Origin of the sequence: Streptomyces sp. NPDC087859 (assembly GCF_044742595.1) — a bacterium.
Taxonomy (GTDB): domain Bacteria; phylum Actinomycetota; class Actinomycetes; order Streptomycetales; family Streptomycetaceae; genus Streptomyces; species Streptomyces canus_F.
Genome location: NZ_JBIUUU010000035.1, coordinates 1 through 16740 on the forward strand (window position 1 = coordinate 1; position 16740 = coordinate 16740).

A 16740-nucleotide genomic window follows, 5' to 3' on the forward strand; every position below is an offset into this window, starting at 1 on the left:
ATGCCCTCAACATGGCCCACGGCCGAGCCGGTCTGAAACCCGGCTGCGTCATACACAGTGATCGTGGAAGCGAGTACACGTCGGCCCAATTCCGCCACCGCATACGCGAGTTGGGGCTGCGGCAGAGCTGCGGACGCACCGGATCATGCTTCGACAACGCCGCCGCGGAGAGTTTCTGGGCACTACTCAAAGAGGAAATCGGCCCCGAATCTGGCCCGACCGGGCCACCGCCCGCGCCGAGGTCTTCAACTTCGTCGAGACCTTCTACAACCGCCGCCGCCTGCGCAAGCACAAGACCTTCGGCTACCTCACCCCAGCCGAGACCAGGCAGCGGCATCAACACACCCTCGCGGCATAACCATCGAGTGTCCGAGATCACGGGCAAACTTCAGGTGCTCAGCTACCCCCCGAGGTGTCCCCGGCCGTCCTGCTCATGCTGACGAACACTCTCGGCCGGATCCTCATGATGGAGAACACCCTGGGCATGACGACCAGACACGCGGAGGCCCTCGCGTTCGTGGAGCAGTTCCTTCAACGCTACGAGGGTGCCTCGGCCGGGAAGTGAGGGGGAGAAGCCCGGCACTCGAGGAGGGTGGCCACGCCGTCCGCCTGATCTCCGTGCCACAGACCGGGCGCCGGGTGTTCCAGCGGGCCGCGGAAACCGACGTTCCCCCAGTCGTCCCCGAGTTGGGCATCCATTTCGTGCCGTACTCCCCCCTGGGCGGCGGCTTCCTCACCGGTGCTGTGAAGTCGGCCGCCGCCCGTCCGCGCGGCCCGCTTTCGCGCAGAGCAAACGCCGCGGTGATCCAGCCCGCACACGCCGGGGACAGCCGGCCCGGCACCGGCCCCCCTCGTCAGGCGTTGAAGCGGTACGACCCCGCCCACGCCCGGTACACCTTGTACGCGGCACCGCCGGAGGTGTCGTCACGGACGTACGCGGCACCCTGGGGCGCACTGACAGGCTTGTCCTGGGTGGGCACCCAGATCTCGGCCTCGGTGTTGTACGGAACCGTCACCGCGAGCTCGATCCTCCCGTCCGTACGTCTCCGCCATTCTGAGGAGACCGTCCCCCGTACCGTGTCGATCGAGGCGCTGACGTGGTCGAGAGTGGCGGGTGACAGGTCGGTGTCGTCGACGCCGTTCGGGACCTGGCTGTTGACCGCGATCGAGGGGACGTACGGGCGGATCCGCAGCTTCTCGTAGGCGGTTGAGGTCGGCCTGATGCCGGCCAGGCTCTGGTAGAACCAAGTGGCCACGTTGGAGCGGTAGTGGTGGTTGACCGAGAGCCGGTCGGTCCACTGTTCCCACAGGGACGTGGCGCCCTTGGCGATCTGGTACACGTAGCCGGGCAGGCCGGTCTGGGTGACAGCCTTGAGCGCGATGTCCGTGTAGCCGTATTCACTGAGGATGTTGAACTCGTAGCGCGAGCCGTACATGTCGTTCTGGATGTGCTGGTCGGCGGCCACAATCCGGTCGGCGAGCAGCTTCGCCAGTTCCTTGTTGTTCTCGGCGAGCGTCTTGGTGCCGGCCAGGTAGCGGGGGTCGTCGGTGTCCAGGTCGGAGCCGGGGACCAGGTCGAAGGCGATGGCCATGGCGTTCTCGCTGGAGATGCTGCCCTGGGTGAAGCAGCCCTTGGACGCATCCCAGTAGTTGGCGATGAACGCCTTGCGCAGAGTACGCGCCAACTGCGCGTAGTGCGCGGCCCGTTCGGTGCGGCCCAGCCTTCGGCCCACCTCGTCCATGTAGTCGCAGAAGTAGATGTAGAAGGCGAGGCTGATGACGGCGTTGCTACCGGGGGCCTCGGCACCGGAGTACGCGCCGAGCGAGGCCTCGAACTTGTAGCCGCTCTCGGCGGTGAACAGCGTCTCGTAGTACTTCAGGAGCGTGTCCTGGTGATCGTAGAGCTCCGCGAACAGGCTGCTGTTGCCGTAGTACGTGTACAGCTCCCACGGCATGACGAAGAACGCCGAGTCCCACGCGGGCACCGCCTTCCACGCGGCGTTCCAGCCGGGCGTGCGGTCGTAGCCGAATCCGCCCTTGGCGACGGGGACGACCATGGGCAGCTGGCCGGTGGAGACCTGGTTGTCGGGGAAATGGCGCAGCCAGTTGGAGAAGAGGGCGTTGACGTCCCAGGTGAGGGACTGCGACTCGGAGCTGGCCATGGCGTCACCGGTCCAGCCGTTCTTCTCCCGGGACGGGGTGTCCGTGGGCTTCTGCACAAGGTTGTTCTGCTCGGCCCACTCCAGGTTGCGCTGAAGGCGGTTGAGCAGCGCGTTGTCGGTGGTGAAGGTGCCGGTGCGGGCGAAGCCGGTCCGGGCGACGCCGACGGTCAGGACACCCGCGTCCCGGGTGAGGTCGGGGGCGCGGCCGAGGACGGCATCGAGGTTCATGACCTCCAGATAGCGGAAGCCGAAGTGGCTGAACTGTTGTTCCCAGGTCTGCGTCGAACGGCGGCCCAGCGTGTAGTAGTGCGTCTGAAGGTTGGCGTCGTGCTGGAAGTTCTCCTCCTCGACCGACAACGGGGAGGCGGCCGTGCCGTCGCCGCCGCTGACGCGGTTGCCGCCCCGGATACGGAGGGTGAGGCCCTCCTTGTCGGAGCGGACGCCGGTGAGGGACAGGCGGACGAGGCCAGTCATGATCTGGCCGTAGTCCAGAACCCAGACGCCCGAGCCGGGCGCCGTCTCGGTGAGCGATATCGGGCGCAGGGTCCTGTTGACCAGCACCGGTTCCGCCTCGTGGGCGCGTACAGTCGCCGGCCGGAAGCCGTCGGGGATCGTCGTGGCGGGGAGTGCGCCGTGGTGCTCGGGGGACGGTCCGGAGCAACTGCCCGGCGGGATCAGCACGGTGGCCGGGCGCCAGTCGCGGCCCGTGCGATGGCCGACCGAGCGCCACTCCCCCAACTCGTCGGCGCGGCGGGCGTCGTACTTCTCCCCCGAGTAGACCGAGTCGAAGGTCGTGGGCCCGTCCGCGGTGAGCCAGTCCTTGTCGGTGACGAGGGTGGTGGCCGAGCCGTCCGTGTAGGTCACGACGAGCTTTGCGCGCAGGCGAGGTGCGCCGCTGTAGGGGGCGAGCTGCCAGTACCACTCCTGAGGGGTCGTCACTCCGTACCACCCACGGCCCAGTTCGGCGGCGACGACGTTCTCGCGGCCGTCCCGGAGCAGTGCGGTGACGTCGAAGGTGTCGTACAGGACCGTGCGGTCGTAGGTGCTCTGGTCGGTCAGGAGGCGGGGCACGTTGGTGTGGTCTCGGGTCGCCCGCTTGCCGTCGACGGTGATGGGGTCGCCGTTGACGGTAAAGGTGACGTTGCCGGCGGCGCTCAGGTGCAGGCGGGCCTTGGCGACGCGGCGGCCGCGGGGCAGGGTGAAGGCGCGGCGCAGCAGAGGGGCCGGGTTGGCGATGGGGAGAATCGCGTTCTTGGCGGGGATGAAGGGGTTCTTCGGCGGGAAGGTCAGGCCCGAGAGCGTGCCGATGCCGGCCTCGAACGGATTGGCGCCGGTGGTGAGGTCGACGGCGAAGTCGGAGGCGCCGGTGCCGGTCACCTTAACGTTGCGGATGGTCGCGTTGCTGCCGCCGGCGAAACCGAAGCTGCCGTGGCGGCGGATCTGGTCGCCGGTGAGGGTGCGGCTGTCGACCTCGATGCCGTTGACCGTGGTGGTGACGGTGAGGCCCATGACCTTGACCTGGACGGTGTGGTCGCGGGTGGCCCAGGTGTTCTTGGTCAGGCCGGTCGAGGCGGGGAGGGTGACCGTCGCGACGGGGACGGTGCGGGTGCCCGCGGTGGTGGGGTTGGTCTCGCTCTGGGGGTCGTAGTGGTTCACGCCCCAGTCCGGTTCGGAGGTGCCGTCGTCGATCCAGGTGTTGCCGGCGTAGTGGCGGGTGGTCATGAACAGCTGCATGTCGTCGCCACTCTGCCTGACGGTCCAGTTCAGGCCCTCACCCCAGGTCTTGCCGATGGGTTCGGCGCGCAACAGCAGCGACAGGCCGGCGGCGGGGTCTGCGCCGCCACGGAAGACGACTGTCGCGGCAAGGTCTCGCCAGTCGTGGTCCTGGGGCTGGCGCCCGCCGATCCACTGCGCACCCGACCAGCCCCTCTCTCCCAGCAGCCCGGTCTCCCATCTGGCGGGCTCACTCCACGGGCCGGGCGTGCCGTTCTCGTCCCAGGTCCGCACCCGCCAGTAGTACGCCCGTTCCGCAGTCAGAGCCCCGCCGCCGTAGGCGACTTCGGTGCTGTCGGAGCTCGCCACCTTGCCGCTGCGCCAGACGTCCGCGCTGCCGGGGCGAGTGCCGACCCGGATCTCGTACGCGCTCTGCCTGGCGACCGGAGGTACCCAGCTGAAGGTCGGCTCGGTCTCGGTGCCCAGCGGCTCGGTGCGGGAATTGACCTGCAGCCCGGCCGGTGCGGCAACCCGTCCGCCCGCAGTCCGGGCATGCGCCGCGGGGGCGAGCGGCAGGGAGGCTCCGGCCGCCGCCGCGGTCATGATGCCGATCATGTGCCGGCGGCTCAGGACACTTCTGTTGTCCTCGTCCACGGATCGTTCCTTTCGTGAGCAGAAGGATTTGAAACGATTCAATACCTTCCAAGTGGAAAGCTTACGAACGGCGCGGACGGAGCACAATGGTTCGGTTCAGTCCGGCTCCGAGAGTCACGTCCTCCACGTGCACCGGAGCAGGTGCACTCGGGACAACCTCGCGCTCGACCAACCCGGTCCACTCCGGCCTCCTCCGCAGCGAGGGCCACGTGGTAGCCACACTCGGGTCGCGGCGCCTCGAAAACTGCAGCCCCGTGATGGCCGCGGCGCGGCTCGACGTCGTGAAGAACACCGTCGTGTACCGCATCCGACGTGCGGAAGAGATGCTGGGGCGGCGCGTCAAACAACAGCAGGGCATTCTGTGGGCCGCACTCCATCTCGTCGACGTCGTCGACCCCGTGGCGTCGCAGTGTTCGGCCTGACGACGGATCCCACAGTCAGTGCGCCGCAGCGCCCACTGATCAAACGGTTCGAGCAGCAGCCCGCCTGTACGCCGACAGCGGGGGCCGCGGTCGGCGGCACGTGGGCAGCCAAAGACCGGCCGCCGACCGCAGCGAGCAAAGCAGGTGCTGCCCCACCGCCTCACGACCGTCGCCGCGACGACGAGCACAACGGACGTCGCAGGTAGTTGGCCTGTCCAATAGGGCCGCCGGTAAGGTCGTCTGTGTGACAGGGGAAGAGACGACATCAGGAAAGTCGGGAGCGTCGTCCGGCAGGCAGCAGCGCCGAAGGCACCCCGATGATCGCAGTCGTCAACGCGACCCGGTGGGCACCCGGCGGGCCATCCTGTCCGCTGCCGCGACGGAGTTCGGCACCCATGGTTTCGACGGGGCTCGGGTCGTGCGGATCGCGGAGTCGGCCGGCGTCAGTCATCAGCTGATCACCTACTACTTCGGGGGCAAACGCGGGCTGTACGAGGCGCTGAGCGAGCAGTGGCTCGAGGAGTCCATGCGCGTCAGCCAGGCCCGCACCTTCGCGGATGCCGCGCGGCGCTACGTCCACTGGGCGCACGAGGACCCGCGGTGGGTGCACACGCTGACGCGCGAAGAGCCCGGCACGCGCCCGCCCGCCGAGGACGAGCGGGCCACCGAACTGTTCAAACACGTCGAGGAACTCCGCGAGCGGCAGGCGCGTGGTGAATTCCGGAGCGACCTCGACGTGGGGGCCGTGGCCCTCGTCTTCTTCGCAGCCTCGATCGCTCCGGTGGCCATCCCGTGGATCGCCCGTGAACTCGGCCAACAGGACCCCGAATCACCGGAGTTCATCGACCACTACGCGGAGCAGGTGGGCCGGATCGTCTCCGCGCTCGCCGAATCGACAACGGCGACACAAGAGGCACAGACAGCACAGACGACACAGGACGAGGACTCGCCGGTGGACGGCGAGCCCCAGGACTGACGCGACCACCGGATCCCCGGGGGAATCCGCACGCCGCTCAGCCGGGCGGCAGCCGCCGGGCCATGTGGAGATGCGCCAGCTGCCAGCCGCCCGACGGGGACTGCACCCAGACCCGGGTGACAGCGGCCTGGATGACAAACGGGGCAAGGTCTGGTACGAAGGCGACCCGCATCTCCTGCAGGCAGCTGACGACGGTCGTGGTGCCGAGCCTCTGGACGGTCACGTCGAAGGTGTCCACCTGGCTGGTGCGGCCCAGGCGGCCGGCGTACACCAGCCAGTCGTCCACGCCGTGGATGTAGCCCACTGCCGAGTGCACGATCACGCAGTCGGGATGCATCAGGGCGCGGAGCGTCGGTTCCGGGTCCGGGAGGGTCTGTGCCGCGCGCCAGGCGGCCTCGGCCTCCTCGACCGTGGCGGGGACGGGGGCGGAGACGGCGAGGTCTTTCGCCACGGTCGATGAGGTGGTCACAGCTCCAGCTCCAGGATCGGGGACTTCGACCGGGACGAACACGGGGTGAACAGACCCTCCCCGCGCTCCTCGTCGGTCAGGACGTCGTCCCGGTGGTCGGGCTCACCGGCGCGCACCCGCACGACGCATTCGCCGCAGATGCCCTGTCCGCACGAGTTGGGCGCCTCGACGCCGTTCGCCAGCAGGACGTCCAGGACGCTCTGGTCCTCGGGGACGAGGTACTCCGCGCCCGTGGAGGACAGGCGCACGGTGAATCCGCCCTCCCCTCCCCCGCCGGGCTCGGCCGCGACCGCCGACGAGGCGCTGAAGCGCTCCTTGTGCAGGGCGGACGCGGGCCATCCGAGCTCGGCCGCCCGCCCCAGCGCGTAGTCCATGAACCCGCTGGGCCCGCAGACGTAGACCGCGGTACCGGGAGCGGGGTCCCCCAAGTCGCGTCCCAGGTCCAGGCGTTGCTCAGGGGGCTCGTCGTCGAAGTGGAGGGTGACCCGCGGGTGGTTCTCCAGGTCGGCGAGGAAGGCGGCCTCACTCCGACTGCGGGCGCAGTAGTGCAGGTGGTAGTCGCCCCCGGTGGCGTCGAGGCTCTGGGCCATCGACAGCAGGGGGGTGATGCCGATGCCGCCCGCGAGAAGCACGTGCCGGCGCGCGGACGTCAGGCCGAAGCGGTTGCGCGGTGCGGCGATGCGCAGCGTGTCGCCCTCGGCGAGGGCGTGCATGGCGCGTGAGCCGCCGCGCGAGGCGGGCTCGTCGAGGACCGCGAGCCGGTACTGCTTGCGGATGCCCGGTGGCCCGCACAGGGAGTACTGCCGGATCAGTCCTGCCGTACCGACCTGTACGTCGATGTGGGCGCCGGGCTCGTGCTCCCAGAGCTCGTCGCCGTCGGCCCGGGCGAGGTCGAAGACCGCGATTCTCGGCGTGGCGTCGTAGCGGGCCACGACGACCGCGTCCGTCCAGGTGGTGCTCACGCTTCGGTCACCCCCCTGCCGCTGTGGGCGCTGCCGCCCGGTCCGTCCCCGCGGGCGTCTCCGGCCGGGTGAAGAGGCCGGCCTCCACACGGCGGACCGGCTCGCCGGGGGTGGCGACGCCCAGCGGGGTGCGTCCGGCCTCGACGTCGTCCAGCATCGTGCGCAGCATGCGCCGGAGCATGACGACGCCCTTGTCGGACGGCGCCAGGGTCTCCTCGGAGTGCTGGGTGATGGGGCCCTGCGACCACTGGGCCTCGTAGTCGCCGGGGAAGCGCTGCTTCTCCTCCTCGCTGAGCAGCCAGCCGTCCTTGCCGTTCTGCTTGATGCCGAACATGAAGGAAGTGGCCCGCTCGGGGTCGGCGGAACGGACGGCGAAGACCAGCCGGTGGTGGGTGTCGTCGGCGGGGACGACCCAGATCAGCATGTCGTTGCGGACGTCGGGGGTCGAGCGGATGAAGTCGGGCAGGGCGATGATGTTGGGCAGCATGCACTCCACCGACCACTCCAGGTCGATGGGCGCGCCGCCCTCGCCCTTGGTGTCCTGGTAGCGCCAGATGTACCTGACGCCGTTGTCGGTGCGGTGGTATGTGGTGCGCTCGGCAGCGGTGCGGTGGTCGTAGTAGTGCTCGGGGAAACCGGTCGTTCCGGTGCCCTGGAACTGGAACCCGCTGTGGTTGGAGTGGAGCCACGCCGCGTGCACGGGGTCGACGGCGTTCTCGAACAGCTGGAGCCAGTTGTAGTCCTGCTCCAGGCCGATGACCTCGGCGCCCGGCACCATCCAGCTGGTGTGGTAGCTCTCCCCCTCGCCCAGGGGTTCGAGGCTGTCGTAGCGCGGCAGCGGGGGCTTGTGCCCGGGCGGGCCCATGTAGACGAAGACCAGGCCGTAGGCCTCATCCACCGGGTACCACGGCTGACGTGCGAGGTTGCGGCGTTTGCCGCCGTCGAGTTCGCAGGCCTGGTCCAGGCAGTGGCCCTGCACGTCGAACTTCCAGCCGTGGTAGCAGCAGCGGATGCCGTCCTCCTCGATGCGGCCGTAGAAGAGGCTGCTGCCGCGGTGCGCGCACCGCTCGAAGACGACGCCGGGGCGGCCCTGGCCGTCCCGGAAGACGATCAGGTTCTCGCCCAGCAGGCGTACGCGGTGCGGAACGTCGCTGTTCAGGGCGGTGGAGCTGGCGATCGGCTGCCAGTGGCGGCGCAGCGCCTCGCCCATCGGGGTGCCGGGGCCGACCTCGGTCAGGCGGGCGTCGTGGGAGGAGGGCTTTCGGCCGTAGCCGGTTCCCGTGTCGGTCACGGTCGTGTCTGTCATGTGGACCATCTCCTCGGCGTTGAGGCAGGGGACGCGTGTACGAGGACCGTTCGAGGGGTGGGGGTCGGACAGCCCGCGGTCGAGGCTGCTTCGCGCTGTCGCCAGGCGTTGTGGCACGAGCGTGCGGCGGCCCTTCCGGCACGCTCGGACAGGGGCGGACGGGCACCGCGAGCGGTGTGCGCCCCTGAGGCGTTCATGCCGTTGTACGGCTCTGATGAAAAACTGTCAATGACTCCGACCTGCTTTGATGAATTACTTGCAGACCCCTGTCGGATCACCGGACGCCCTTGTTACGGTGACCCGGCACCGAGGTGACGACCCGCTCACGGACTCCGCCACACCTCGCGACAACACCTGAGAGACGTGCCGAGCCGGCGACCGCCTCCCCGCGATTTTCCGCAGCTCCTCCAGCGCGCGTTCCCTCCAGAGCCGAAGGAGACGAGATGTCCGGACCCACCACAGGACTCTCCGCATGAGCACCGGGCACGGCACCGAGTACGACTACGTCGTCGTCGGCGCTGGTACGGCCGGCTGCGTCCTCGCCGCGCGCCTGTCCGCGGACACCGGGACACGGGTGCTGCTGATCGAGGCCGGCCCGCCCGCGGACCGCGGCCTGCTTGTTCAGCTGCCCCTCGGGGTCGGGCTGCTGTCGGGACGAAAAGGCATCGGCTGGGGTTACGAGTCGGAGCCCGAGCCGGGCCTGAACGGCAGGCGTATCCCGGTCCCGCGTGGCCGGCTGGTCGGCGGCACCGGATCGATCAACGGCTCGACCCATGTCCGCGCACACCGCCTCGACTACGACGACTGGGTCAAGTCCGGTGCGACGGGCTGGGGTTGGGACGACCTGCTGCCGTACTTCCGCCGCTCGGAGAAGAGTTGGCGCGGGGACACCGAGCACCACGGCGGGTACGGACCCGTCACCGTGTCGACCACGGTCCGGCGAGGTCCCTTCGGCCGCCGTCTGGACCGCGCCGCCCGATCGCTGGGCATCGAGTTCCCCGACGACACCCAGAGCGGGGACCCCACCGGAGCAGGCCAGGTCGAGAACGCCATCCACCGCGGACGACGGCACAGCACCGCCGCCGCATACCTGCGCCCCGCGCTGCGGCGACGCCCCAACCTCGCCCTGCTCACCGGGGTGCTGGTGGACACGCTCATGATCGACCAAGGACGAGCGACGGGCGTCCGTGTCGTGAACGGCGGACAGAGCCGGGTGATCCGGGCGACTCGCGAGGTCGTGGTCTGCGCGGGCGTCTACAACTCGCCGCAGCTGCTGATGCGTTCGGGCATCGGACCGGCGGATCACCTGCGCGAGCACGGCATCGAACCGGTGGCGGACCTGGCCGGCGTCGGCGCCAACCTCCAGGACCACCCGGCGGCACCCGTGCTGTTCGACGTCAAGGATCCGGTGACCTTCCACGAGCACCTGCGCCTCGACCGCGCCGCGGTGGGCGCGCTCCGCTGGTTCCTCACCGGGAACGGCCCACTGGCCGGGATGCCCGAGTTCCTCTCCGCGTACATTCGCACCCGCCCCGACCTGGACCGACCCGACGGGTTCCTCGGCATCCTGGGCGGCGGTTTCGACGCCCGCCCCTGGTTCCCCGGCATCCGGCCGCTCAAGGACCGGCACTGCGTGGCCCTCAACGCCGTCGCGACCCCCCGCAGCCGCGGCGAGGTCAGGCTGGGCTCCGCCGACCCGGCCGCCCCGCCGCGGATCACGTTCAACCTGCTCACCGAGCCGGAGGACATCGCCGCGCTGCGGGAAACCGTGCGCACCACGCTGGCCATCCTGCGCAGCCCTGAGGCCTCCCCGATGATCCGGGCGGAGCTCGCACCGGGCACCGACGTGCGCACCGACGCCGACCTCGAACGCTATCTGCGCGAGACCGGCTACTCCGCCAACCACGCCTGCGGCACATGCGCCATCGGAACCTCCGAGCCCGCGGTCGTCGACCCCGAGCTGCGGGTGCTCGGCATCGACGGGCTGCGTGTCGTCGACGCGTCGGTGCTGCCGACCGTGCCCGGCGCGAACATCAACGCCACCGTCATCGCCGTGGCGGAGAAGGCCTCCGACCTGATCCGCGGGATCCCGGCAGCCTCCGGTGCCCCGCTCCATGAGAGGAGCGCGGGATGAGGGAGCCGCTTTCTTACGCCATCGCGTACGGGGCGGCCGAGGCCGCGCTGGATGCGGCCCGGACCGAGGGCGCGCGGATCTGCGTGGCGGTCGTCAACCGCAGCGGCATCACCAAGGTGCTGCTCAGCGACGACGGAGTCGGCCCCATCGGGATCGAGACCGCGCGCCGCAAGGCCTACACCGCCGCCGTCACCGGCCTGCCGACCTCGAAGTTCGCCGCTTTCGCCGCGTCCCCCGCGATGGCCGTCGCGCCCGTGCACCTCGTCGACCCCGCCCTCCTCGCCGTACCGGGCGGGATGCCCATCACCGTGGACGACGGCGAGGTCATCGGCGCCGTCGGCATCGGCGGAGCCGACGCCGGGACCGACGAACGACTCGCCGCCCGCGCCCTGGAAGGCCTCAAGGACCTGATCGCGTGAGCACCTCTGCCACCCGTGACACCCGTGACACCCAAGGAGAACGACCGTGATCGAGGACTTCCTCGTCGTCGAGGGCGTGGCCCACAACTACAACTTCCGCCCCGAGAACTGCGTCAACCCGCACATCGGGGCGGCCATCGCCGAGCACCTCTACGGCCTGCACAAGAGGGTCAGCGGCCCCGAGTACACCCTCGAACGCTCCACCTACATGCAGGGCGCGGGCGCTGACATCATCGGCCGGGCCCTGCTCGCGGAGAGCCAGACCGACGTGATCACCTACCACGAGACGCCCATCTACGGCCACTTCCGGGACGGCGGCTCGGCGCTGAGCGTCGGCCTGGAGATGCGCGAGAAGTGGCCGGAGCGCGTGCTGATCTACGGCGCGGTGTCCCCGCTGCGCCCCGGTGCCCTGGACCGGGTGGACGAACTGGTGGAGAAGCATCGGGTCAACGCCCTCAAGCTCTATCCGATCGACGTCGTCGAGGGCCGGGTGACCGCGCTGGACATGGGTGACCCGGAGGTCTGCTTCCCGCTGTTGGAGCGGGCCCGGCAGCACGGTCTGAAGGTCGTGGCCATCCACAAGGCCCTCCCGGTCGGGCCCGGTCCGACCTCCGCCCTCGGGATGAGCGACGTGGAAGCCGCCGCGCTGGCCTTCCCCGACCTCACCTTCGAGGTCGTCCACGGCGGCATGGCCTTCGTCGAGGAGACGGCCCTTCAGCTGGAGTCCTTCCGCAACATATGGGTCAACCTGGAGGCCACGTCGTTCATGGCGGTCTACGCGCCCCGTCGCTTCGCCCAGGCGATGGGTGCTTTCCTGCAGGCCGGTGCGGCCGAGCGGATCATCTGGGCGACCGGCTGCGACGCCGTCCATCCCCGGCCGGCGATCGAGGCGTTCTGGAACTTCGAGATGCCCCGTGACCTGATCGAGGAGTACGGGATGCCCGAGCTCACCGAGGAGATCAAGGCCGACATCCTCGGCCGCAACTTCCTGCGGATGCACGGCATCGACGAGAAGGACCTCCGGGAGCGCATCCGCGGCGACGAGTTCGACACCACCGAACTCCGGGAGCCGTGGGGCGGACGGGTCGCCCCGGTCGACGACGTACTGGCCGGTGCCCGATGACGGTCACGGAAGCCCAGGTCCGCGCGACGCTCAACGAGATCGTCGATCCGTGCAGCATCACCGCGGGAGTCCCCGCCGGACTCGACGACATGGGACTCGTCGGTGACGTTCGCGTACAGGACGACGGCGCCGGCGGTCAGCGCGTCGCGGTCACCGTCGGCGTGACCGAGCCGAGCTGCGTGCTCATCGGTTCGTTCGCGAGCGAGGCCCAGGTCCGGCTCACGGCTCTGGCCGGTGTCTCCGCGGTGGACGTGCGGCTCGCGGACGACTTCGACTGGACATCGGACCGGCTCGCACCGCACTACCGACAACGGCTCGACGAACACCGTGAACACAAACGCCGTGCGCTCCCGCTTCTCGCCAAGCCCAGGACAGGACCAGCCGTTGACCAGTGAGACCTCGCAGCAGCCGCACACCTCCGACCCGATGGCCGTGGCGGCGAACAACGCCGCCGTCATGGGCCGCTTCATGGAAGGGCTCAGCCAGGCACCGCTACCACCCGAGAAGGTCGACCCGACTCCCGTCCGGGTGGTGCGCGACATCGCGTACGACGTGGCACCGGGCGCGGAACTGCGGATGGATCTGTACCTACCGCAGTCCGCGACGGCCCCCACCCCCTTGATCGTGTGGCTGGCGGGTGGCGGCTGGCGGCATCAACGCAGGGGCTACGGACCCCACTTGCCCCGGCTCTTCGCCGAACGCGGTTACGCCATGGCGGACATCGAGTATCGCTCCTCCGAGGTCGCCGTCTGGCCCGCCCAACTGCACGACGTCCAGGCCGCGTTGGGCCATCTGCACGACCTCGCGGAAACCCACGGCCTGGACCCGGCGTCGATCGGCCTGTGGGGCAGCTCGTCCGGCGCGCACCTCGCGCTGCTCACGGCCTTCGCCGCCGACGCCGACGGCTCCCCCGCGATGCCCGGCGTACGCGCGGTGGTGGCCGGCTATCCCCCGACCGATCTGCTCCGGCTCAATGAGGACGCGCTGCCCGGTGGAATGCTGGGCGTGGATCACTCCGATCCGGTGTGGGGTCTGCTGGGCGGCCCGCCGGCGGACCGGGCCGCCGCCGCGGTCGAGGCCAGCCCGGCCCGGCAGGCCCACCCGCGGGTGCCGCCCGTGCTTCTCCTGCACGGCGACGCCGACCTGCTCATCGGCCCGGCCCAGAGCCGCCGCCTCCACGACACCCTGGTGGCGGCGGGCGCCGAATCCCATCTGCTGCTGGTGCACGGCGCCGACCACGGCCTCCTCAACACCGGCGCCTGGGAACTGAACCCCATGACGGCCACGGTTCGGTCCTCACGCTTCCCGGACGCCGAGGGCTCCGTGCGGCTGACCCCCGCGCTGATCGAGCGCTTCTTCGACCGCCACCTGCGAACGGATCCGTGGAACGCCTGACACAGCATGGCGCTACGACGTATCGGCCGCGCTCCGCTGCCACCGCCGTGACTCACGTCCGACTCACGGCATCGTGCGCCTCATCGTCCCTCCAGGCGTCTCGTGCCGATGCGCTGTCCGGTTGCCGCTCGGCGTTGTCCACCTTTCGCGGCACGTGCCGACGGTCAGGGTCCGACAACCCCGCCCGACACTCGCGGCCCCCAGAGCAGGACGGCAGTCCAGTACGACGGAGCCGGGTCTTCGCGTACCGCGACCGTGGTGGGTGAAACACGGCGGTCAGGACGGTCTCCGTGGTCCCGTCGGAGTGGACGACCCCGACCTGGTTGACGCCGTTGAGCGGCCGGGAGAGCGGGGCCGGTCGGCCGGCCAGGTGGTCGCCTTCCGTCGGAACCCGGCACAGTCCGGACGGTGCGGCATGGAAGCGATCTACGGCAGTTCGATGCCGAGTCGTTCCGCGAGTTCGTGGGCGCTCACGCCGTACGTCTCCCGGATCTGTACGCCGTCGAGGCCGACTTCGAAGACACCGTGGTCGGTGTAGACGCGACTGACGCAGCCGACGCCGGTGAGCGGGTAGGTGCAGTGCGGCACAAGCTTGGGCTCACCGGAGCGGGTGAAGAGCGTCATCATCACGTAGACGTCCTTGGCGCCGATGGCGAGGTCCATGGCGCCCCCGACGGCGGGGACGTCCTCGGGTTTGCCGGTGCTCCAGTTGGCGAGGTCGCCGTCGAAGGCGACCTGGTAGGCCCCCAGGACGCAGACATCGAGGTGCCCACCGCGCATCATCGCGAAGGAGTCGGCGTGGTGGAAGTACGCCGCCCCGGGCAGTTCCGTCACCGGGACCTTGCCGGCGTTGGTCAGGTCGGGGTCGACCGCGTCGCCCTCGGCCCTCGGGCCCATGTTGAGCATGCCGTTCTCGGTGTGCAGCACCACCCCTGAGCCGACCGGCAGATGGTCGGCGATCTTGGTGGGCTGGCCGATGCCGAGGTTGACGAAAGAACCGGCGGGAATGTCGCGTGCGATGACGGCAGCCAACTCGCCCATCGAGAGCCGGTGGTCGGCGCCCACCTGATCGCTTCGTGTGACGGTCATCGTGCCCCCTGAACGGTGTAGTGGCGGGCCTCCACCTGGACGACCCGGTCGACGTAGATGGACGGGGTGACGACGGCCTCGGGGTCGAGCTTTCCGGGCTCGACGACCTCGTCGACCTGGACGATGGTCGTCGTCGCGGCTGTGGCCATGACCGGTCCGAAGTTGCGGGCCGTCTTGCGATAGACGAGGTTGCCCATCTCGTCCGCGGCGTGCGCGCCGATCAGCGCGTAGTCGCCCTTGATGGGATACTCCAGCAGGTACTTGCGGCCGTCGATCTCCCGCTCCTCCTTGCCCTCGGCCAGCGGCGTGCCGACGGCGGTCGGGCAGTAGAACGCGCCGATACCGGCACCGGCCGCGCGCATCCGCTCGGCGAGGTTGCCCTGCGGCACCACCTCCAGTTCGACCTTCCCCTCGCGGTAGAGGCCGTCGAAGACCCAGGAATCGGCCTGGCGCGGAAAGGAGCACAGCACCTTGCGCACCCGGCCGGCAGCCAGCAGCGCGGCCAGCCCGACGTCGCCGTTGCCCGCGTTGTTGGACACGATCGTGAGGTCCTTCGCGCCCTGCCGGATGAGCGCGTCGATCAGATCGAACGGCATCCCGGCCAGGCCGAACCCGCCGACGAGGATCGTGGACTCGTCCTCGATCCCGGCGACCGCGGCGTCGGTGCTTTCGAGGATCTCCGCCCGGCTCATCGGTCCGCCCCCATGACGTCGCAGTTCTCGAGTACGACGGCCAGGCCCTGACCGACCCCGATGCAGATCGCGGCGACGCCGTAGCGCTGCCGCGTTTCGCGCAGCACCTTGGCCAGCGTGGCGAGGACGCGGCCGCCCGAGGCGCCCAGCGGGTGCCCGATAGCGATGGCGCCGCCCTTCTGGTTGACGATGACGGGGTCGATCTTCCACGCGTCGACGCAGGCGAGCGACTGCACGGCGAAGGCCTCGTTGAGCTCCACCGCGCCCACTTGATCCCAGCCGATCCGGGCCCGGGCCAGCGCACGGTTCGCGGCCTCGACCGGGGCGTAGCCGAAGGCCTGCGGCTCCAGCGCCATCACACCGCGGCCCGCGATACGGGCGATCGGGTCGGCCCCGATCACGGCCGCAGCCTTCTCGCTGCCCAACAGCACCACGGAGGCTCCGTCGTTGAGCGGGCTGGCGTTGCCCGCAGTGATGGTGCCGCCCTGCTCCGCCGTACGGAAGACCGGCCGCAGGCCGGCCAAGACCTCCGGCGTGGATCCGGCCCGGATGCCCTCGTCGCGCGTCAGGTCGACGCCTTCGACCGGCACTACGAGATCGCCGTAGAAGCCCGACTCCCAGGCGGCATGGGCAAGTTGGTGGGAGCGGGCGGCGAACTCGTCCTGCCGTTCGCGGGAGATGCCGAAGCGCTCCCGGAGCTGCTCGTTGGCCTCGCCGAGGCTGACCGTCCACTCCGTCGGCATCCGCGGGTTGACCAGCCGCCAGCCGAGCGTGGTCGAGACCGCGGTGACATCGCCGGCCGGGAACGGTTTCGCCGGCTTCGGCAGCACCCACGGCGCACGCGTCATGGACTCCACGCCGCCGGTCAGCACGACCTCGGCGTCGCCGGACTCGATCGTGCGACTGGCCGTCATGGCCGCGTCGAGGCTGGAGCCGCACAGCCGGTTGACCGTGGTGCCGGGCACGCTCACCGGAAGCCCGGCGAGCAGCGCCGCCATACGGCCGACGTTGCGGTTCTCCTCGCCGGCGCCGTTGGCGTTGCCCCACACCACATCGTCGATCGCGACGGGGTCGAGACCCGGCACCTTGGCGAGCGTCGAGGTGATCGCGGCGGCGGCGAGGTCGTCGGGGCGCACCCCGGCCAGCGCGCCGTTGAAGCGGCCGAACGGCGTGCGTGTCGCGGCGTAGATGAAAGCGCTCATGGCAGCGACGCTAATCCCGGTC

Annotated in this window: 16 protein-coding genes; 9 read left to right on the forward strand and 7 right to left on the reverse strand. The window is 70.0% G+C overall.

The window, feature by feature from the left end; genetic code table 11:
• Nucleotides 1–145: 145 nt before the first annotated feature.
• Both ACIOHP_RS48210 and ACIOHP_RS48215 read left to right on the forward strand, forming a co-directional pair.
• Entirely contained in the window at nucleotides 146–358 is a 213-nt protein-coding gene (locus ACIOHP_RS48210) for a hypothetical protein (protein ID WP_401897957.1), read from the forward strand.
• A gap of 75 nt (nucleotides 359–433) precedes the next feature.
• Complete coding sequence (locus ACIOHP_RS48215) at nucleotides 434–565, forward strand: hypothetical protein (RefSeq protein ID WP_401897960.1); 132 nt, start codon at nucleotides 434–436, stop codon at nucleotides 563–565.
• Between the two features lie 289 nt (nucleotides 566–854).
• Here ACIOHP_RS48215 and ACIOHP_RS48220 read toward each other — a convergent pair whose 3' ends face one another.
• Nucleotides 855–4529 (reverse strand): family 78 glycoside hydrolase catalytic domain, encoded by a 3675-nt coding sequence (locus tag ACIOHP_RS48220; RefSeq protein ID WP_401897963.1) that lies wholly within the window; start codon nucleotides 4527–4529, stop codon nucleotides 855–857.
• A gap of 86 nt (nucleotides 4530–4615) precedes the next feature.
• Between ACIOHP_RS48220 and ACIOHP_RS48225 the strand changes: the two genes are divergently transcribed.
• Nucleotides 4616–4951 carry a helix-turn-helix domain-containing protein gene (locus tag ACIOHP_RS48225; RefSeq protein ID WP_401897965.1) on the forward strand — a complete coding sequence of 112 codons (336 nt, stop codon included), beginning with the start codon at nucleotides 4616–4618 and terminating at the stop codon, nucleotides 4949–4951.
• Nucleotides 4952–5294: 343 nt separating this feature from the next.
• Complete coding sequence (locus ACIOHP_RS48230) at nucleotides 5295–5927, forward strand: TetR/AcrR family transcriptional regulator (RefSeq protein ID WP_401897966.1); 633 nt, start codon at nucleotides 5295–5297, stop codon at nucleotides 5925–5927.
• 37 nt (nucleotides 5928–5964) lie between these two features.
• Here the strand turns inward: ACIOHP_RS48230 and ACIOHP_RS48235 are convergent, their stop codons facing one another.
• Genes ACIOHP_RS48235 through ACIOHP_RS48245 form a run of 3 tightly spaced genes read right to left on the reverse strand, consistent with a single transcriptional unit; the run spans nucleotide 5965 to nucleotide 8664 of the window.
• Complete coding sequence (locus tag ACIOHP_RS48235) at nucleotides 5965–6396, reverse strand: nuclear transport factor 2 family protein (RefSeq protein ID WP_401897968.1); 432 nt, start codon at nucleotides 6394–6396, stop codon at nucleotides 5965–5967.
• Nucleotides 6393–7358, reverse strand: a complete 966-nt coding sequence (locus ACIOHP_RS48240) for a PDR/VanB family oxidoreductase (RefSeq protein WP_401897970.1) — start codon at nucleotides 7356–7358, stop codon at nucleotides 6393–6395. The genes ACIOHP_RS48235 and ACIOHP_RS48240 overlap by 4 nt, the downstream gene beginning before the upstream one ends.
• A gap of 7 nt (nucleotides 7359–7365) precedes the next feature.
• On the reverse strand, nucleotides 7366–8664 hold the full coding sequence (locus tag ACIOHP_RS48245) for a Rieske 2Fe-2S domain-containing protein (RefSeq protein WP_401897971.1): 1299 nt from the start codon (nucleotides 8662–8664) through the stop codon (nucleotides 7366–7368).
• Between the two features lie 472 nt (nucleotides 8665–9136).
• Here ACIOHP_RS48245 and ACIOHP_RS48250 point away from each other — a divergent pair, with 472 nt between their 5' ends.
• The 5 genes from ACIOHP_RS48250 to ACIOHP_RS48270 are packed head-to-tail and all read left to right on the forward strand — an operon-like array spanning nucleotide 9137 to nucleotide 13735.
• Complete coding sequence (locus ACIOHP_RS48250) at nucleotides 9137–10798, forward strand: GMC family oxidoreductase (RefSeq protein WP_401897973.1); 1662 nt, start codon at nucleotides 9137–9139, stop codon at nucleotides 10796–10798.
• Complete coding sequence (locus tag ACIOHP_RS48255) at nucleotides 10795–11217, forward strand: heme-binding protein (RefSeq protein WP_401897975.1); 423 nt, start codon at nucleotides 10795–10797, stop codon at nucleotides 11215–11217. Before ACIOHP_RS48250 ends, ACIOHP_RS48255 begins: the two co-directional genes overlap by 4 nt.
• A gap of 46 nt (nucleotides 11218–11263) precedes the next feature.
• Nucleotides 11264–12340, forward strand: coding sequence for an amidohydrolase family protein (locus ACIOHP_RS48260; RefSeq protein ID WP_401897976.1), 1077 nt, complete (start codon nucleotides 11264–11266; stop codon nucleotides 12338–12340).
• Nucleotides 12337–12735, forward strand: a complete 399-nt coding sequence (locus ACIOHP_RS48265; RefSeq protein ID WP_401897978.1) for a metal-sulfur cluster assembly factor — start codon at nucleotides 12337–12339, stop codon at nucleotides 12733–12735. The genes ACIOHP_RS48260 and ACIOHP_RS48265 overlap by 4 nt, the downstream gene beginning before the upstream one ends.
• Nucleotides 12725–13735 carry an alpha/beta hydrolase fold domain-containing protein gene (locus tag ACIOHP_RS48270; protein ID WP_401897980.1) on the forward strand — a complete coding sequence of 337 codons (1011 nt, stop codon included), beginning with the start codon at nucleotides 12725–12727 and terminating at the stop codon, nucleotides 13733–13735. The genes ACIOHP_RS48265 and ACIOHP_RS48270 overlap by 11 nt, the downstream gene beginning before the upstream one ends.
• A 426-nt stretch (nucleotides 13736–14161) precedes the next feature.
• Here the strand turns inward: ACIOHP_RS48270 and ACIOHP_RS48275 are convergent, their stop codons facing one another.
• From ACIOHP_RS48275 to ACIOHP_RS48285, 3 genes are read right to left on the reverse strand one after another with little or no spacing between them, the layout of a single operon-like run.
• A complete protein-coding gene (locus tag ACIOHP_RS48275) occupies nucleotides 14162–14824 on the reverse strand; it encodes a 3-oxoacid CoA-transferase subunit B (protein ID WP_401897982.1) in 663 nt (220 codons plus the stop codon).
• A complete protein-coding gene (locus ACIOHP_RS48280) occupies nucleotides 14821–15516 on the reverse strand; it encodes a 3-oxoacid CoA-transferase subunit A (RefSeq protein ID WP_401897984.1) in 696 nt (231 codons plus the stop codon). The genes ACIOHP_RS48275 and ACIOHP_RS48280 overlap by 4 nt, the downstream gene beginning before the upstream one ends.
• Entirely contained in the window at nucleotides 15513–16718 is a 1206-nt protein-coding gene (locus ACIOHP_RS48285; RefSeq protein WP_401897986.1) for a thiolase family protein, read from the reverse strand. The genes ACIOHP_RS48280 and ACIOHP_RS48285 overlap by 4 nt, the downstream gene beginning before the upstream one ends.
• Nucleotides 16719–16740 lie beyond the last annotated feature (22 nt).